At 71.0% G+C, this 17520-nt stretch carries 14 protein-coding genes; 9 read left to right on the top strand and 5 right to left on the bottom strand.

Going from position 1 to position 17520, the window contains the following annotated elements:
• Positions 1-25 precede the first annotated feature (25 nt).
• From uvrB to ACFVQ3_RS10305, 4 genes are all read left to right on the top strand, one after another.
• Complete coding sequence (gene uvrB, locus ACFVQ3_RS10290; protein WP_387638312.1) at positions 26-2125, top strand: excinuclease ABC subunit UvrB; 2100 nt, start codon at positions 26-28, stop codon at positions 2123-2125.
• 59 nt (positions 2126-2184) lie between these two features.
• Positions 2185-2607, top strand: coding sequence for a VOC family protein (locus ACFVQ3_RS10295; RefSeq protein WP_387638314.1), 423 nt, complete (start codon positions 2185-2187; stop codon positions 2605-2607).
• Between the two features lie 279 nt (positions 2608-2886).
• The gene (locus tag ACFVQ3_RS10300) at positions 2887-3885 is read left to right on the top strand and encodes a TerC family protein (protein WP_387638318.1); all 999 of its coding nucleotides are present in this window, start codon (positions 2887-2889) and stop codon (positions 3883-3885) included.
• Positions 3885-4898 carry a TerC family protein gene (locus ACFVQ3_RS10305; protein ID WP_387638320.1) on the top strand — a complete coding sequence of 338 codons (1014 nt, stop codon included), beginning with the start codon at positions 3885-3887 and terminating at the stop codon, positions 4896-4898. The genes ACFVQ3_RS10300 and ACFVQ3_RS10305 overlap by 1 nt, the downstream gene beginning before the upstream one ends.
• A 109-nt stretch (positions 4899-5007) precedes the next feature.
• Here ACFVQ3_RS10305 and ACFVQ3_RS10310 read toward each other — a convergent pair whose 3' ends face one another.
• Both ACFVQ3_RS10310 and ACFVQ3_RS10315 read right to left on the bottom strand, forming a co-directional pair.
• The gene (locus tag ACFVQ3_RS10310; RefSeq protein ID WP_387638322.1) at positions 5008-5307 is read right to left on the bottom strand and encodes a YciI family protein; all 300 of its coding nucleotides are present in this window, start codon (positions 5305-5307) and stop codon (positions 5008-5010) included.
• Between the two features lie 112 nt (positions 5308-5419).
• Positions 5420-6127 carry an MBL fold metallo-hydrolase gene (locus ACFVQ3_RS10315; RefSeq protein ID WP_387638324.1) on the bottom strand — a complete coding sequence of 236 codons (708 nt, stop codon included), beginning with the start codon at positions 6125-6127 and terminating at the stop codon, positions 5420-5422.
• Between the two features lie 225 nt (positions 6128-6352).
• On the opposite strand from ACFVQ3_RS10315, the gene uvrA reads away from it, so the two are divergent.
• Positions 6353-9382, top strand: coding sequence for an excinuclease ABC subunit UvrA (gene uvrA / locus ACFVQ3_RS10320; protein WP_387638327.1), 3030 nt, complete (start codon positions 6353-6355; stop codon positions 9380-9382).
• A 53-nt stretch (positions 9383-9435) separates the two neighbouring features.
• On the opposite strand, the gene ACFVQ3_RS10325 is transcribed toward uvrA, so the two are convergent.
• Positions 9436-9921 (bottom strand): OsmC family protein, encoded by a 486-nt coding sequence (locus ACFVQ3_RS10325; RefSeq protein ID WP_387638329.1) that lies wholly within the window; start codon positions 9919-9921, stop codon positions 9436-9438.
• A gap of 103 nt (positions 9922-10024) precedes the next feature.
• Between ACFVQ3_RS10325 and uvrC the strand changes: the two genes are divergently transcribed.
• The 4 genes from uvrC to whiA all read left to right on the top strand — a co-directional run bounded on the left by uvrC (position 10025) and on the right by whiA (position 15368).
• The gene (gene uvrC / locus ACFVQ3_RS10330) at positions 10025-12139 is read left to right on the top strand and encodes an excinuclease ABC subunit UvrC (RefSeq protein WP_387638332.1); all 2115 of its coding nucleotides are present in this window, start codon (positions 10025-10027) and stop codon (positions 12137-12139) included.
• Between the two features lie 150 nt (positions 12140-12289).
• Positions 12290-13228: an RNase adapter RapZ gene (gene rapZ / locus ACFVQ3_RS10335; RefSeq protein ID WP_387638335.1), complete on the top strand. Its 939-nt coding sequence runs from the start codon at positions 12290-12292 to the stop codon at positions 13226-13228.
• An 11-nt stretch (positions 13229-13239) separates the two neighbouring features.
• On the top strand, positions 13240-14193 hold the full coding sequence (gene yvcK / locus ACFVQ3_RS10340) for a uridine diphosphate-N-acetylglucosamine-binding protein YvcK (RefSeq protein ID WP_387638555.1): 954 nt from the start codon (positions 13240-13242) through the stop codon (positions 14191-14193).
• 194 nt (positions 14194-14387) lie between these two features.
• Positions 14388-15368 carry a DNA-binding protein WhiA gene (gene whiA / locus ACFVQ3_RS10345; RefSeq protein ID WP_387638338.1) on the top strand — a complete coding sequence of 327 codons (981 nt, stop codon included), beginning with the start codon at positions 14388-14390 and terminating at the stop codon, positions 15366-15368.
• A gap of 152 nt (positions 15369-15520) precedes the next feature.
• Here the strand turns inward: whiA and ACFVQ3_RS10350 are convergent, their stop codons facing one another.
• The gene (locus ACFVQ3_RS10350) at positions 15521-17275 is read right to left on the bottom strand and encodes an Ig-like domain-containing protein (RefSeq protein ID WP_387638340.1); all 1755 of its coding nucleotides are present in this window, start codon (positions 17273-17275) and stop codon (positions 15521-15523) included.
• 90 nt (positions 17276-17365) lie between these two features.
• The gene (locus ACFVQ3_RS10355) at positions 17366-17503 is read right to left on the bottom strand and encodes a hypothetical protein (RefSeq protein ID WP_387638343.1); all 138 of its coding nucleotides are present in this window, start codon (positions 17501-17503) and stop codon (positions 17366-17368) included.
• Positions 17504-17520: the final 17 nt, after the last annotated feature.

A 17520-nucleotide genomic window follows, 5' to 3' on the forward strand; every position in this document is an offset into this window, starting at 1 on the left:
CGGTGGTTCGCCGTACCGTGGAACCATGCGTCCCGTCACCGATCTTCAGCGCACCGTCGCCCCGTTCGAGGTCATCTCCGACTACACGCCGTCCGGTGACCAGCCCACCGCCATCGCCGATCTCTCGCAGAGGCTGCGTGCGGGCGAGAAGGACGTGGTGCTGCTCGGTGCGACGGGTACCGGGAAGTCGGCGACGACGGCCTGGCTCATCGAGGAGCTGCAGCGTCCCACCCTGGTCATGGCCCCCAACAAGACCCTCGCGGCCCAGCTGGCCACCGAGTTCCGGGAGCTGCTCCCCAACAACGCGGTCGAGTACTTCGTCTCCTACTACGACTACTACCAGCCCGAGGCGTACATCGCCCAGACCGACACCTACATCGAGAAGGACTCCTCGATCAACGACGAGGTGGAGCGCCTGCGGCACTCCGCGACGTCCTCGCTCCTGACGCGACGCGACGTCGTGGTCGTGGCCTCGGTGTCGTGCATCTACGGCCTGGGCACACCGCAGGAGTACGTGGACCGCATGGTGCGCCTCGACGTCGGCGACCAGGTCGAGCGTGACGCGATGCTGCGCCAGTTCGTCACCATGCAGTACACGCGCAACGACCTGGCCTTCACGCGGGGAACCTTCCGGGTGCGAGGCGACACCGTCGAGATCATCCCCGTCTACGAGGAGCTCGCGATCCGGATCGAGTTCTTCGGCGACGAGATCGAGGCGATCCACCTGCTCCACCCGCTCACGGGTGACGTGGTCCGTTCGCAGACGAGCGTCAACCTGTTCCCGGCGACCCACTACGTCGCCGGCCCGGAGCGCATGGAACGTGCCATCACCTCGATCGAGTCCGAGCTGGAGCAGCGGCTCGCCGAGCTCGAGCGGCAGAACAAGCTCCTCGAGGCGCAGCGGCTGCGCATGCGGACCACGTACGACATCGAGATGATGCGTCAGATCGGCTCGTGCTCGGGCATCGAGAACTACTCGCGGCACATCGACGGCCGAGAGGCGGGCACGGCCCCGCACACGTTGCTGGACTACTTCCCCGAGGACTTCCTCCTCGTGATCGACGAGTCCCACGTCACGGTCCCGCAGATCGGGGCGATGTTCGAGGGGGACATGTCGCGCAAGCGCAACCTGGTCGACCACGGCTTCCGCCTGCCGAGCGCCATGGACAACCGGCCCCTGCGCTGGGAGGAGTTCGTCGAGCGGATCGGGCAGACGGTCTACCTCTCGGCGACGCCGGGGAAGTACGAGCTCTCGATGTCGGACGGCGTGGTCGAGCAGATCATCCGGCCCACCGGCCTGGTCGACCCGGAGATCGTCGTCAAGCCGACCACGGGGCAGATCGACGACCTGCTCCACGAGATCCGTGAGCGGGTCGAGCGCAACGAACGTGTGCTGGTCACGACCCTCACCAAGAAGATGTCCGAGGACCTCACGGACTACTTCCTGGAGCGCGACGTCCGCGTCCGGTACCTGCACTCCGAGGTGGACACCCTGCGCCGCGTCGAGCTGCTGCGAGAGCTGCGCATGGGCGAGTACGACGTCCTGGTGGGCATCAACCTGCTCCGTGAGGGGCTCGACCTGCCGGAGGTCTCGCTCGTCGCGATCCTCGACGCCGACAAGGAGGGTTTCCTGCGGTCCGGGACGTCCCTCATCCAGACGATCGGGCGCGCAGCCCGCAACGTGTCCGGCCAGGTCCACATGTATGCCGACAAGATCACGCCGGCCATGGCGCAGGCGATCGAGGAGACCACGCGACGTCGCGAGAAGCAGGTCGCGTACAACCTGGAGCACGGCGTCGACCCCACCCCGCTGCGCAAGAAGATCGCCGACGTGACGGACATGCTCGCCCGGGAGGACATCGACACCCAGGAGCTCCTGGCCGGTGGCTACCGTCAGCCCGGCAAGGGACGCGCTCCGGTCCCGGGCGGCCCCAAGGAGGGCGCGACGACGGCCAACAGGCTCGCCGGGGTCGCCGCGGGCGAGCTCGCGGACCTCATCCAGGAGCTCAGCGACCAGATGCACGCAGCGGCGGCCGAGCTCCAGTTCGAGCTCGCAGCCCGGCTGCGCGACGAGATCTCCGGGCTCAAGAAGGAGCTCCGGCAGATGCAGTCGGCCACTGCCTGAGCGTTTCACCCCCGGTCCGACGACGTCGGTCCGGTGACGGCGACGGAACGAGGGATGCCATGGCACGCACGGTCCAGATCACGTTCGACGCGGCGGACCCGCGAGGCCTCGGGGCCTTCTGGTGCGCCGCGCTGGGGTACGTCGAGCAGTCTCCGCCGGAGGGGTTCGCCGACTGGGAGTCCGCCATGGCCGCGTGGGGCATGAGCCCGGACAGGTACAACGCGTTCTCCGCGATCGTGGACCCGGACGGCGTGGGGCCACGGATCTTCATCCAGCAGGTCCCCGAGCCGAAGACCGCCAAGAACCGCATGCACATCGACGTGGGCGTCGAGGGAGAGGGGGCCGAGCGGGTGCGCAACGTCCGGGCGCACTCCGCGCGCCTCGTCTCGCTGGGGGCGACGCTGCTCCAGGAGATGGACGAGAACGGCGAGTTCTGGATCGTCCTGCAGGACCCGGAGGGCAACGAGTTCTGCGTGCAGTGAGGTGGAGCGGGCCACGGGGTCGCCGGTCCCGGGAAGGATCCGTCCCCCGGAGCCGTTGTGGAAGGCGTGGGAGCTCGCCTCGGGCCATGCCCTATGCTTGCTCAGTTGAAGGGGAGTATTCCCAGAAACGGTGATGTCGTCATCACGGCCGGCGCAGTCGTCGGCCCGGTGTCACCGGTCCTGCACGGTCACCTCTCGCGATCGCCTCCGGGCGCATCGGTGACCGTGAGGGCGGAAGAGACCTTCGGTACTCGACACTACGTACCGGAGGTATGTGTGATGGATGTTCCTGTCTGGATGTGGGTCGCGACGATCGGCATGATCGTCGCGATGCTGGCCTTCGACTTCGTGGGCCACGTCCGCACCCCGCACGCTCCCACCCTCAAGGAAGCCTCGTGGTGGTCCGCGGGCTACGTCGGCATCGCGATCCTCTTCGGGGCCGGGATCTGGGCCTACTTCGGCTCCGTCTACGGCGGCGAGTACTTCGCCGGGTACATCACCGAGAAGAGCCTGTCGGTCGACAACCTCTTCGTGTTCGTCCTCATCATGACGAGCTTCCGGGTGCCCAGGCTGTACCAGCAGAAGGTCCTGCTGATCGGCATCACGATCGCCCTGGTCCTGCGCACGATCTTCATCCTGCTGGGTGCCGCGCTGATCGAGAACTTCAGCTGGGTCTTCTACATCTTCGGCGCCTTCCTCATCTACACCGCGTACGCGCAGATCAAGAGCGCCAGGTCGCACGACGACGAGGAGTACAAGGAGAACGGCGTCCTGCGCCTCACGCGTCGTCTCTTCCCGACGACGGACGCGTACGTCGAGGACAAGATGTTCACGAAGATCGACGGCCGGCGCTACATCACGCCGATGCTCATCGTGATGATCGCGATCGGCAGCGCCGACCTCCTCTTCGCGGTCGACTCGATCCCCGCGATCTTCGGGCTCACGCAGGAGACGTTCCTCGTCTTCGCGGCCAACGCGTTCTCGCTCCTCGGCTTGCGCCAGCTCTACTTCCTGATCGACGGCCTGCTCGACCGGCTCGTGTACCTCGCATGGGGCCTGGCCGCGATCCTCGGCTTCATCGGGATCAAGCTCCTCATCCACGCGCTGCACAAGAACGAGATCCCGTTCATCAACGGCGGCGAGCACATCACGGCCATCCCTGAGATCTCGACGGCCGTCTCGCTCAGCTTCATCATCGTCACTCTCGCCATCACGACGATCGCGAGCCTCGCCAAGGACAAGAGCGACCGTCGCCGACTGGAGAAGGAAACCTACTGATGCAGCACGAGCTGCCGTTCTGGTTCGAGGCGGCGTCCCTGACGACCCTCGTCGTCCTCCTGCTCGTCGACCTGGTGATCGTGGGCCGTCGCCCGCACGTGCCGTCGATGAAGGAGAGCGGCCTGTGGGTGGCTTTCTACGTCGCTCTGGCACTGGCGTTCGGCGGCCTCGTCGCCCTCGTGGGCGGCAGTGCTCCCGCGGTCGAGTTCTACGCGGGCTGGCTCACCGAGTACAGCCTGTCGGTCGACAACCTCTTCGTGTTCGTCATCATCATGACGAGGTTCGCCGTGCCGCGGGAGCACCAGCAGAAGGTGCTCATGGTGGGGATCATCGTGGCGCTCGTCCTGCGCGGGGCGTTCATCCTCGCGGGCGCCGCGATCATCGCCCAGTTCGTCTGGGTCTTCTACCTCTTCGGGGCGTTCCTGATCTACACCGCGATCAAGCTGGTCGTGGGTGGGGACGAGTCGGAGGAGTACCAGGAGAACCGCCTCATCCGGTCGCTGCGCCGGGTGCTGCCGCTGTCGCCGACGTACGACGGCGGCAGGCTGCGGACCGTGGTCGACGGCAAGCGGCTCTTCACGCCCATGCTGATCGTGTTCCTCGCGATCGGCAGCACGGACCTGCTGTTCGCGTTCGACTCGATCCCGGCGATCTTCGGGCTCACGCACGACCCGTTCATCGTGTTCACGACGAACGTGTTCGCCCTCATGGGGCTGCGTCAGCTCTACTTCCTGCTGGGCGGCCTGCTCGAGCGGCTCGTCTACCTGCCGATCGGGCTGGCGGTGATCCTGGGCTTCATCGGCGTCAAGCTGATCCTCGAGGCCCTGCACGAGAACACGCTGCCGTTCATCAACGGCGGCCAGCACATCGAGGCGGTCCCGACGGTGCCGATCTGGCTCTCGCTCGTGGTCATCCTGGGTGCGCTCGGGGTCACGACCGTGGCCAGCCTGCTGCGCACGCGTGGTCAGCAGAAGGACCGCTCCCTGCCCGACGACGTCGACGCGGCCTCGTAGGCCCGCTGCGGCGGGTGCCGCTCGCCCCGTGACACGAACGGCCCGTCTCCCTCCGGGGAGACGGGCCGTTCGTGCGTTCGTGGTGGGTGGTCCGGGACGCCGCGAACGGTCAGACGCGGTCGGCCCAGGGCCCGATCACGGGCGCCCACGGGCGGACCGTGCGACGCGTGATGACGTTCTCACGAGCGAACGGGTCGGCGTCGAACGTCAGCGCGACCGCCGCCTCGTCGGGAGCGTCGACGAGGAGCAGGGCACCGGCGGGGTTCGCAGCGTCCTGGGCGAGGGGTCCGGAGGCGAGCAGCGTGCCCTCGTCGAGCAGGCCGCGCAGGAAGGCGCGGTGCTCGGGGCGGAACTCGTCCAGGACGGCGGGCTTGTCGGCGTAGGTGTAGGTCACGGCGAAGATCGGCATGGCGACATTGAAGCATCATCCGGCGCGGGCGCTGCCGGAGGTCCGCCCGCGGCTCCGGCTCGGCTGCGGTGCGGCTCGGGAACGGTCGCTGGGGACGCGCCGACGACTGCCGCTACCAGCCGCGCTCGCGCCACTCGTCGAGGTGGGGTCGCTCCGCGCCGAGAGTCGTGTCGGCGCCGTGGCCCGGGTACACCCACGTGGCGTCGTCGAACCGGTCGAAGAGCCTGGTCGTGACGTCCGCGTAGAGCTGGGCGAAGCGCTCCGGGTCGTTCGAGGTGTTCCCCACCCCGCCGGGGAACAGCGAGTCCCCGGTGAAGAGGTGGGCGCGGCCCGGCACGGCCTCCGGGGCGCTCGCGTGCTCGGGCTCGCGGTAGGCGAGAGCGACCGACCCGGGCGTGTGGCCGCGCAGGGCGATCACCTCGAGGGTGAGGTGGCCGAGGACGATCGTGTCGCCGTCGTGCAGGGGGCGCGAGACGGTGGTGCCGGTCGCCTCGGCGACGGCGTCCGCGTCCGGCGCCCCGGCCGCGAGCTGCGCGCCTGATGCGGCCCCGATCGAGGCGAGCGCCCCGATGTGGTCGAGGTGCCGGTGCGTCGTGACGACGAGGTCGAGGCGGGCCGTCGGCGAGCCCTCCCGGACGAGCTCGAGGAGCCGGTCGGGCTCGGCCGCCGCGTCGACGAGGAGCTGGGCGCCGCTCCTGCGGCACGTCAGGAGGTAGGCGTCGTTCTCGGACGGCCCGACGGCGAGCTTGCGGATCGCGATCTCGTCCAGGAGCCGCAGGTCGCTCGGCCCTCCGACCGTGACGTCGCCGGTGTATCCCACGCCGATCTCCTCGCTGTGCTGGGTGCCGTCCTGGCGGACGACGGGCCGCCGGTGTGACGAGCCTCTCGTGCCGAGTCTGGCACGGTGGTCGCGGCCGTGACTCCGCTGCTCACGGGGGCGACGTGCGGGCGTCCACGGCGGTCGCCGGGCTGCTCGGGCCGTCGGACGGGCGACCGGTGGTCGAACAGGTGTGCGAATGTCAGGGGCGAGGCATACGATGCTTCGGTGAGCAACCGCCTTGTCATCGCTGGTGCCCGTGAGCACAACCTCCGCAACGTCGACCTCGACCTGCCGAGGGACCAGCTCATCGTCTTCACGGGTCTCTCCGGGTCCGGAAAGTCCTCCCTCGCGTTCGACACGATCTTCGCCGAGGGGCAGCGCCGCTACGTCGAGTCGCTGTCCGCGTACGCCCGCCAGTTTCTCGGGCAGATGGACAAGCCGGACGTCGACTTCATCGAGGGGCTGTCGCCCGCGGTGTCGATCGACCAGAAGTCGACCAACCGCAACCCGCGGTCGACCGTGGGCACCATCACCGAGGTCTACGACTACCTGCGCCTGCTCTTCGCGCGCGCCGGGACCCAGCACTGCCCGGTCTGCGGGGAGAAGGTCCAGGCGCAGACGCCGCAGCAGATCGTCGACCGCCTCCTCGAGCTGCCCGAGGGGACCCGTTACCAGGTCCTCGCTCCCGTGGTGCGCGGGCGCAAGGGGGAGTACGGCGAGCTCTTCAAGGAGCTGCAGTCCAAGGGCTTCGCACGCGCCCGCGTGGACGGGGAGGTCGTCCAGCTCACGGATCCTCCCGCGCTCGAGAAGAAGCTCAAGCACGACATCGAGGTCGTGATCGACCGCCTCGTCTCGCGAGAGGGCGTCCAGCGCCGGCTCACGGACTCGGTCGAGACTGCTCTCGGGCTGGCCGGGGGGCTCGTCGTCGTCGAGCTCGTCGACGCCGACGCGGACGACCCGCAGCGCGAACGACGCTTCTCCGAGAAGCGTGCGTGCCCCAACGACCACGAGCTCACGCTCGACGAGATCGAGCCCCGCACCTTCTCGTTCAACGCCCCCTACGGTGCGTGCCCCGAGTGCACGGGCATCGGCTTCCGCCTCGAGGTGGACCCGGACCTCGTCGTCCCGGACGACGAGAAGTCCCTCGCCGAGGGCGCCGTCGCGCCCTGGGCGCAGATCTCGTCGGAGTACTTCACCCGTGTCCTGACGGCCCTGGCCTCGGACCTCGGCTTCTCCATGGACGTGCCGTGGCGCGCGCTGCCCCAGCGCGCCCAGCAGGCCGTGCTGTACGGGCAGAATCACGAGGTGCACGTCCGGTACAAGAACCGTTGGGGGCGCGAGCGTCAGTACTCGACCGGCTTCGAGGGCGTGGTGACGTTCCTGGAGCGCCGACACGGCGAGACCGAGTCCGAGTGGTCCAAGGAGAAGTACGAGGCGTACATGCGCGAGACGCCGTGCCCGGTGTGCCAGGGCACGCGTCTCAAGCCCGAGGTCCTCGCAGTCAAGGTGGGCGACAAGTCGATCGCCGAGGTCTGCCGGCTCCCGCTGCGCGAGGCCGCGGCCTTCCTCGGGTCGCTCGAGCTCGGCACGCGCCAGAAGGCCATCGCGACCGAGGTCCTCAAGGAGATCGACGCCCGGCTCGGGTTCCTGCTCGACGTCGGCCTCGACTACCTCTCGCTCGAGCGCCCGGCCGGGACCCTCTCGGGCGGCGAGGCGCAGCGCATCCGTCTCGCGACCCAGATCGGCTCGGGGCTCGTCGGCGTCCTGTACGTCCTCGACGAGCCGAGCATCGGCCTGCACCAGCGGGACAACCGTCGGCTCATCGACACCCTCACGCGGCTGCGGGACCTCGGGAACACGCTCATCGTCGTCGAGCACGACGAGGACACCATCCGGGCCGCCGACTGGATCGTCGACATCGGTCCTGGTGCGGGCGAGCACGGTGGGCGCGTCATCCACTCCGGCGACTACGCGGGTCTCCTGGAGGCGCCCGAGTCCGTCACGGGCGCGTACCTCGCCGGACGCCGCAGCATCCCGCTGCCCGCCGCCCGTCGCCCTGTGGACAAGGACCGTCGGGTCACGGTCATCGGCGCTCGCGAGCACAACCTCGAGGGCATCGACGTGAGCTTCCCGCTCGGCACGCTGACCGCCGTCACCGGGGTCTCGGGCTCCGGCAAGTCCACGCTGGTCAACTCGATCCTCTACACCGTGCTGGCCAACGAGCTCAACGGCGCACGCCAGGTCGCGGGTCGCCACCGCCGCATCACGGGGCTCGAGAACCTCGACAAGGTGGTCCACGTCGACCAGGGACCGATCGGTCGCACCCCGCGGTCCAACCCCGCGACGTACACCGGCGTCTGGGACCACGTGCGCAAGCTCTTCGCCGAGACGAGCGAGGCCAAGGTCCGGGGTTACACGCCCGGCCGGTTCTCGTTCAACGTCAAGGGCGGCCGCTGCGAGGCGTGCTCGGGCGACGGCACCATCAAGATCGAGATGAACTTCCTGCCGGACGTCTACGTCCCGTGCGAGGTCTGCCACGGCGCGCGGTACAACCGCGAGACGCTCGAGGTGCACTTCAAGGGCAAGACCGTCGCGGACGTCCTCGACATGCCCATCGAGGAGGCGTCGGAGTTCTTCGCCGCGGTCCCGACGATCTCGCGGCACCTGAAGACCTTGTCCGAGGTCGGCCTCGGCTACGTGCGCCTGGGGCAGCCCGCGCCCACGCTCTCGGGAGGCGAGGCGCAGCGCGTCAAGCTCGCGAGCGAGCTGCAGAAGCGCTCGACGGGGCGGACGATCTACGTGCTCGACGAGCCCACGACGGGCCTGCACTTCGAGGACATCCGCAAGCTCCTCGCTGTCCTCCAGTCGCTCGTCGACAAGGGCAACTCGGTACTCGTGATCGAGCACAACCTGGACGTCATCAAGAATGCCGACTGGGTCATCGACATGGGTCCCGAAGGCGGGTCCGGCGGCGGCCGTGTCATCGCCGAGGGCACGCCCGAGCAGGTGGCCGCGGTCCCCGCGAGCCACACGGGCCGCTTCCTCGCCGAGGTCCTCACGGGCGACCCCATCCCGGTCGCCCCTCTGCCCAAGAAGTCACCTGCCGCCACGGCCGGGGCGGGCAAGGGGACGGCGGCGAAGGCATCGCGCAAGACCGCTGCCCGCAAGTCGTCCACGACGGCTGCGGCGAAGGAGAGCACCGCCTCGGTCACTGCCGCGGTCGCCCCGAAGAAGGCCCCGGCCGCGGACGGCTGAGGGCTGCCTTCGGCCCGGTGTCGCCGAGCCAGGCCGCGTGCCCCGTCGTGTGCTCAGGCCGCGTGCGTGCGCAGCGGCGCGGGTTCGAGGAGCACGGGGAAGTTCACCGAGCGCGCCAGGAAGCAGTGGTCGTGCGCGCGGCGGTGGATCTCGGCGACGGCTGCCTCGGTGACCTCGGGGCCGTCGTCGACCACGACGTGCGGATGCAGAGTGACGTCCGTGAACTGACCTGCCCCGGCGGACTCGACCCGCATGGTGCCCGTCACCTCGTCCGTGTAGTCGCGCACGACGACTCCCGCAGCCGACGCGAGGTGGAGGAACCACAGCATGTGGCACTGCGACAGGCTCGCGACGAACAGCTCCTCGGGGCTGTACCGGCTCGGGTCGCCGCGGAAGGCGGGATCGGCCGAACCGGGCAGCGTCGGACGCCCGGCCAGGTCGACGTCGTGGTCGCGGCTGTACGCGGTGTAGGTGGTGGTTCCGGTCTGGCCTGCGCCCGTCCAGCGGACGGTCGCGGCGTAGGAGTGAAGGGCGCCCATGCGGTCACCCTAGCGGCGGTCGACCGTTCGTGTGTGACGGGCGTCACGTGAGGCGCGTCGCCGGGGGTCCTGACTGTGGGTGCGCTGTCCTAGGCTGGCGGACATGGCTGATCCGTCCTCGTACCGCCCCGCACCGGGGGAGATCCCCACGTCGCCGGGCGTGTACCGCTTCCGCGACGAGCACGGGCGCGTCATCTACGTCGGCAAGGCGAAGAACCTGCGTGCGCGCCTCGGCAGCTACTTCCAGGACCTGTCGAACCTCCACTACCGCACCCAGACGATGGTCACGACGGCCGCATCGGTCGAGTGGACGGTCGTGGGCACCGAGGTCGAGGCCCTCGCGCTCGAGTACTCGTGGATCAAGGAGTTCGACCCGCGGTTCAACGTCAAGTATCGCGACGACAAGTCCTACCCGTACCTCGCGGTGACCTTGGGGGAGCAGTTCCCGCGCGCCCAGGTCATGCGCGGCGCCAAGCGTCCCGGGACCCGCTACTTCGGGCCCTACGGGCACGCGTGGGCGATCCGCGAGACGCTCGACCTGCTGCTGCGGGTCTTCCCGGTCCGCACCTGCTCGGCGGGCGTGTTCAAGCGGGCCCAGCAGACGGGGCGCCCCTGCCTGCTCGGCTACATCGACAAGTGCTCGGCGCCCTGCGTGGGACGCATCACGCCCGAGGACCACCACGCGCTCGCCGAGGACTTCTGCGACTTCATGGCGGGCGACACCGCGAAGTTCATCCGCCGGGTCGAGGCGAAGATGAAGGAAGCGGCAGCCGCCATGGAGTACGAGCAGGCCGCCCGCCTGCGCGACGACATCCTGGCTCTCGAGCGGGCCATGGAGAAGAACGCGGTCGTGCTCGGCGACGCCACCGACGCGGACATCTTCGCGCTCGCGGGCGACGAGCTCGAGGCCGCGGTGCAGGTCTTCCACGTGCGCGGTGGCCGTATCCGCGGCCAGCGCGGCTGGATCGTCGAGAAGGTCGAGGACGTGACCGACGCCGAGCTCGTCGAGCACCTCCTGCAGCAGGTCTACGGCTCGGTCGACGAAGCCCTCGGCGACTCCTCGACCCCGTCGTCGAGCGTCGTCCCCCGGGAGGTCCTCGTCCCGGTCCCGCCGCCCGACACCGAGCAGGTCGTAGCGTGGCTCACGGGCCTGCGCGGCGCCAAGGTCGACGTGCGGGTGCCCCAGCGGGGCGACAAGCGCGAGCTCGCGGCGACGGTGCACAAGAACGCCGAGCACGCCCTCGCGCTGCACCGCACGCGTCGCGCGGGCGACCTGACCACGCGCAGCCAGGCCCTGCGCGAGATCCAGGAGGCGTTGGGCCTCGACACCGCGCCGCTGCGCATCGAGTGCTACGACGTGTCGACCACGCAGGGCACGCACCAGGTCGCCTCCATGGTCGTCTTCGAGGACGGGCTCGCGCGCAAGAGCGAGTACCGTCACTTCGCGATCCGCGGCCCGGAGGGGCTGGGTGCCCGCGACGACACCGCGGCCATGCACGAGGTCATCACGCGCCGCTTCAAGCGCTACCTCGCGGACCGCTCCCAGGCCACGGACGTCGAGATGGACCTGGGGGCCGACGACGACACCGCGAGCGACGCGGACGCCGTCGCCGCAGGTTACGTCCCGCGATCGGGCGAGGTGGGCGCGGACGCCCCTGCGGGTCGCGCCGCCCGTTTCGCCTACCCGCCCAACCTCGTCGTGGTCGACGGCGGCCCGCCCCAGGTCGCGGCGGCCGCCCGGGCCCTCGCGGAGCTCGGGATCGACGACGTCGCGCTCTGCGGGCTCGCGAAGCGGCTCGAGGAGGTCTGGCTGCCGGGGGAGGACTACCCCGTGATCCTGCAGCGCAGCTCCGAGGGCCTGTACCTGCTCCAGCGGGTCCGGGACGAGGCCCACCGGTTCGCGATCTCCTACCACCGCAAGAAGCGCGGCAAGGCCATGACTGTCTCGGTCCTGGACGACGTCCCGGGCCTCGGGCCCGCGCGCAAGAAGGCGCTGCTCACCCACTTCGGCTCGCTCAAGCGCCTGCGTGCCGCGTCGGCCGAGGAGATCGCGACGGTCCCCGGCATGGGAGCCGCGACCGCGGCGGCGGTCGTCTCGGCGCTCGGCCCCACGACCCCGCCACCCGCCACCGGGGCGACGGCCGACGGCGCCCCGACCGGGACCCCCGAGCCCGCCGCTCCCGCGACCGGCACGTCCGACGAGCCGGCGCCGGCATGACCTCCCGGGGTGGGTCCTCGCCCGCAGGGACCGCTCAGCGCGGGGTGCGCGGCGTCGTCGGGCTTCGTGGGCCGCAGGGCGGACACGCCCGGGACACGCGACGTGGCCGACCGCCCCGGGGCGCCGCGCCCCGGCTGGCATGCTGGTGACATGAGCACCGAACCCTCCCCGACGACCGTCCCTCAGGGCATCCCCGCGATCGAGGCGACCACGCACGCCCCCGAGCGGTCCGACGCCGAGGTCCTGGTGATCACCGGGATGTCGGGCGCCGGGCGCTCGCGCGCGGCCGCGGTGCTCGAGGACCTGGACTGGTACGTCGTCGACAACATGCCGCCGCGCATGCTCGTGCCGCTCGTCGACATGATGACCCGGTCAGGTTCGAGCGTGCAGCGGATCGCGGCCGTCGTCGACGTGCGCGGGGGCGGCTTCTTCGCGGACCTCCTCGACGTCCTCAAGCACCTGCGGGACGCCGGGGTCTTCTACCGGATCCTGTTCCTCGACGCGTCCGACGAGGTCCTCGTGCGCCGCTACGAGCAGGTCCGGCGACCGCACCCGCTGCAGGGCAACGGACGCATCCTGGACGGGATCGCGGAGGAGAGGCGGCTGGTCGCGAGCGTCGAGGAGCGCGCCGACGTCGTGATCGACACCTCGGAGCTCAACGTGCACGACCTCGCCCGGGAGGTCCGCGCAGCCGTCGCCCAGGGGACGCCCGACACGCTGCGCATCAACGTGGTCTCGTTCGGGTTCAAGTACGGGATCCCGCTCGACGCGGACCACGTCGTCGACATGCGGTTCCTCGCGAACCCCTACTGGATCACGGAGCTCAGGCACCTCACCGGACGGGACCAGCCCGTGCGCGACTACGTCCTGGCCCGCCCGGGGGCCCTCGAGTTCGTCGACCGGTACGTCAGCGCGCTCGAACCCGTCCTGGCCGGCTACCTGGCCGAGGAGAAGCGGTACGTGACCATCGCCGTGGGCTGCACAGGCGGCAAGCACCGTTCGGTCGCCATCTCCGAGGTGCTCGCCCAGCGGCTGCGCGCCGAGGGGCAGCGCGTCACCGTGACGGCCCGCGATCTCGGCAAGGAGTAGTCGTGACCCTCGTGAACCCGGCAGTCGTCGCGCTCGGCGGCGGGCACGGCCTGTCCGCGACGCTCTCGGCGCTGCGCCTCATGTCCGACCGCATCACGGCCGTCGTGACGGTCGCCGACGACGGCGGGTCCTCCGGGCGCCTGCGCACCGAGCTCGGTGTGCTCCCGCCCGGCGACCTGCGCATGGCGCTCGCGGCCCTGTGCGACGACTCGGAGTGGGGCCGGACGTGGAGCTCGGTCCTGCAGCACCGGTTCTCCTCGAGCGGGGACCTCGACCAGCACGCGGTCGGCAATCTCCTGATCGTCGCGCTGTGGGAGCTTCTCGACGACCCGGTCGCGGGCCTCGACTGGGTCGGCAAGCTCCTCGGTGCCCGGGGGCGGGTCCTGCCCATGGCCGCGGTGCCCCTCGGCATCGAGGTCGACGTGCGGACGGACGAGGGCCTCTCGACGATCGTCGGGCAGAGCCAGGTCGCGGTGACGCACGACCGCATCGAGCAGCTGCGGCTCGTACCTCCTGACCCGCCGGCCTGCCCCGAGGCCGTGGACGCCGTCAAGGGGGCCGACTGGGTGCTCCTCGGACCGGGCTCCTGGTACTCCTCGGTCATGCCTCACCTGCTCGTCCCCGAGCTCGCGCACGCGCTGCACGAGACGACGGCCCGGCGCTGCGTCGTCCTCAACCTCTCGAACACCTCGGGCGAGACCTACGGCATGACCGCGACCGACCACCTCGAGGCGCTGCACAAGCACGCACCCAGCCTGCGCATCGACGCGGTGATCGCGGACCCGAGCGCGGTCGACGACGTGGGTCTGCTCGCGGACGAGGCGGCCCGCACGGGCGCCCGGCTGCTGCTGCGTCAGGTGGGCCGCTCGGACGGCACGCCGCGGCACGACGCGCTGCGGCTCGCGGCTGCGCTGCGCGACGTCTTCGACGGGGTCCTGGGGGACGTGGGGACCGCACCGGGCTGAGGAGCGCGAGCAAGGACGAACCAGTGCGAGCGGGCCGCTGTCACGACCGCTCGTCCCGGGGCTGCGACACGGCCCCCCGTGCCCTATGCGGTCGGACGAGGGATTGGCCGTGCTGTCGGCACGGAGCCGTGCCGAGGGGCGTCTCCTGGCAGAAGGCGGTCACGATCGTTGCTCGTTGATGGGAGGATGTCGCCATGGCGTTGACGGCACAGGTGAAGGACGAGCTCGCGCGACTCAAGGTGGACAAGACCTCCTGCCGCAAGGCGGAGGTCTCTGCCACGCTGCGGTTCTCGGGAGGGCTGCACATCATCTCGGGGCGCATCGTGATCGAGGCGGAGCTGGACACGGCGATCGCCGCACGTCGGCTCCGGCAGACGATCAGCGACGTGTACGGCCACACGAGCGAGCTGATCGTGGTCTCGGCCGGGGGGTTGCGCCGCAGCAGCCGGTACGTCGTGCGGGTCGTCAAGGACGGTGAGTCGCTCGCCCGGCAGACGGGTCTGCTCGACAACCGTGGTCGTCCGGTGCGCGGGCTGCCCCCGCAGGTCGTCTCCGCCGGGGTCGGGGAGGCGGAGGCGGCGTGGCGCGGCGCCTTCCTCGCGCACGGCTCGCTGACCGAGCCCGGACGCTCGTCGGCCCTCGAGGTGACGTGCCCCGGGCCCGAGGCCGCGCTCGCGCTCGTCGGTGCCGCCCGCCGGCTGGGGATCGCCGCGAAGGCACGCGAGGTCCGTGGTGTCGACCGGGTCGTGATCCGGGACGGCGAGGCGATCAGCGCGATGCTGACCCGCCTGGGGGCCCACGAGACCGTGGTCGTCTGGGAGGAGCGGCGCCAGCGCCGCGAGGTCCGCGGGACGGCGAACCGCCTCGCGAACTTCGACGACGCCAACCTGCGCCGGTCGGCCCGGGCCGCGGTGGCGGCCGGGGCCCGCGTCGAGCGCGCGTTCGAGATCCTGGGCCCGGACCTGCCGGACCACCTCCGGGAGGCGGGGGAGCTGCGCCTCGCCCACAAGCAGGCCTCGCTCGAGGAGCTGGGGCAGCTCGCCGAGCCGCCGCTGACCAAGGACGCCGTGGCGGGTCGCATCCGCAGGCTGCTGTCGACCGCCGACAAGCGGGCGGCCGACCTCGGCATCCCGGACACCGAGGCCGGCCTGAGCCCGGACCTGCTCGACGTCTGACGGGTCGGCACGCGAGCGCTCGGGCAGGGCCGCGGGCGTCGCCGGCCGGCCGACCCGCCGGCCGCCCGGCTCGGTCGAGCCGGCAGGCAGGGACGACACGCCGGAGAGGGGGGCGCCCCCCCCCGGGGGGGCGGGCCGCCGACGGCTCGCGGTCACTCGTCGTCGGTGGCGAACCTCCGGCGCAGCGCGACCGCCGCCGCTCCTGCCGCGGTGAGCAGGCCGGCCAGCGCGACGAGCGCGCCGGCGTCGACGCCCGTGCGGGCAAGGCGACCAGCGGAGGAGGCGCGGCGCACCACGTGGCTCACCGGGAACGCCCCCGCCGGTCCGCCGGTCGCGGCGGGTGCCGTGGGGAGGGCTGACGTCGGGCCCGCCGGGAACCCAGGTGCCGAGGGCAGCACGGGGGTCGACGGGTCCACCGGCGTGACGGGGTCGACGGGGTCGTCACCGGTCCTCGGGTCGACCGCAGGAGCCGCCGTGACGTCCACGACCACGACCGCGGTGGTGCTCAGGCCGTCGGTCCCCGTCATGGTGTACGTGAAGGTGTCGGTGCCCACGAAGCCGTCCGCCGGGGTGTAGACGACCTTGCCGTCGACGACCGTCGCCGTGCCGTGACCAGGCACGGTCGTGGTGATCGTGCCGTCGACGGGCGCGTACGAGTCGTTCGCGAGCACGTCGACCGTGACAGGGGTGGAGGCCTGCGTCGTGGCGTGGTCGTCGACCGCTGCGCCGACCGTGACCGACACGGTCGCGGTGGTCGAGGTCCCGAGTCGGTCGACGCCCGTGTACGTGAAGGTGTCGACGCCCGCGAAGCCGTCCTCGGGGACGTAGGTGAAGACCGAGCGGCCACCCACGTAGCCGACGGTCACCGAACCGTGGCCCGGTGTGGTGAAGGTGAACGAGGTGTTCCAGTTCTCCTTGCCCGACGTGTCGTTCGCGGCGTACGGGATCTCGACGGACGTGCTCGACACCGTGCTCGCGGCGTCGTCCCCGAAGGCCGGGCGGCCGAGTCGGCTGAGGTACACCGGCACCGTGAAGGACGAGCCGTCGATCGCGCTCTGCAGGACGAACGACTCGACGCCGCCCACCCCGGCCGAGTCGTACGTCCAGGTGTCGCCGTCGGCCCCGACCGTCGCCGTGCCGATGCGGGGCTTGGCGTAGGTCGTGACGTACGACGAGGACGGGGTGGACGAGCCGTCCTGCCTCTGGGGGACGGGGTAGTGGTCGGACAGCTTCCACGTCATGGGCTGGTCGGCGTACCCGATCGCCTGGACCGACGTCGTGTCGTGCATCGACGTGATCATGTCGATCTGGAAGCGGTAGGTCTGGCCCGTCGAGGCCGTGGCGACGACCGTCATGTACTTGTAGCCGACGTAGGTGTCGGGGAAGTAGGGCGAGAACCGCAGCGTGGGGCCCAGGTTCGACACCGCGATGAACGATCCGCCGTCGTACCCCCAGGCGAAGGAGGTGCTCGTGATCGTCGCGGTGGGGTAGCCCTGCGACCTGACCCAGCCCTGGACGTCGGCGTCCCAGGACGCAGCCCTGGCGGGGTTCGTCAGGGTCAGCGTGCCCAGCGAGATCGCCGGCCCGGCCGCAAGGGTGCGGGCCTGGTCGGGTGGCGGCGCAGGTTCGACCGCGGCGGGGGCACCGGTCGCGGCCGAGGCTGTCGACCCGGTCGAGGGGCCCGCCGGGGCCGTGGCGGCGGGGCCCGCAGCCGCTGCCGGCGCCGAGGCGGGAGCCTCGGGGGCGTCCGCTGCCGGGGCCTCGTCCGCGGGGGCAGGTGTCGGTGCGGTCTGCTCGGACGCGGACGTGTCCGGCGCCGTGTCGTCGGCTGCGAAGGCGGTCGCACCACCTCCGAGCACGAGCGCTGCGCTGACGACGGTGCTGGTGACGACTCGGGTGGTCCTCATGGTCTGGCTCCTCGGGTGGTGGCGTTCTCGACGTCTCCACGGTCCCGCCCGGGCCGGGGGCTCCCCATCGTCCGATCGTCGCCGGACCGCTCATCCGTCCGTCTCGACCTTCGTGTGCATCGTCAGGGCGGGGGCTCGGCGGGCTCCCGCCCCCTCGGTGAGCCGTTGCGGGCCGTTGCGGGTGCGGTCCGCGGACCGGGCGGCGACCATGGGCACGACGAGTCGCATCGAGCCCAGGAGGCATC

It is taken from the genome of Oerskovia sp. NPDC057915 (assembly GCF_042887685.1).
In the GTDB taxonomy this organism is placed as follows: domain Bacteria; phylum Actinomycetota; class Actinomycetes; order Actinomycetales; family Cellulomonadaceae; genus Oerskovia.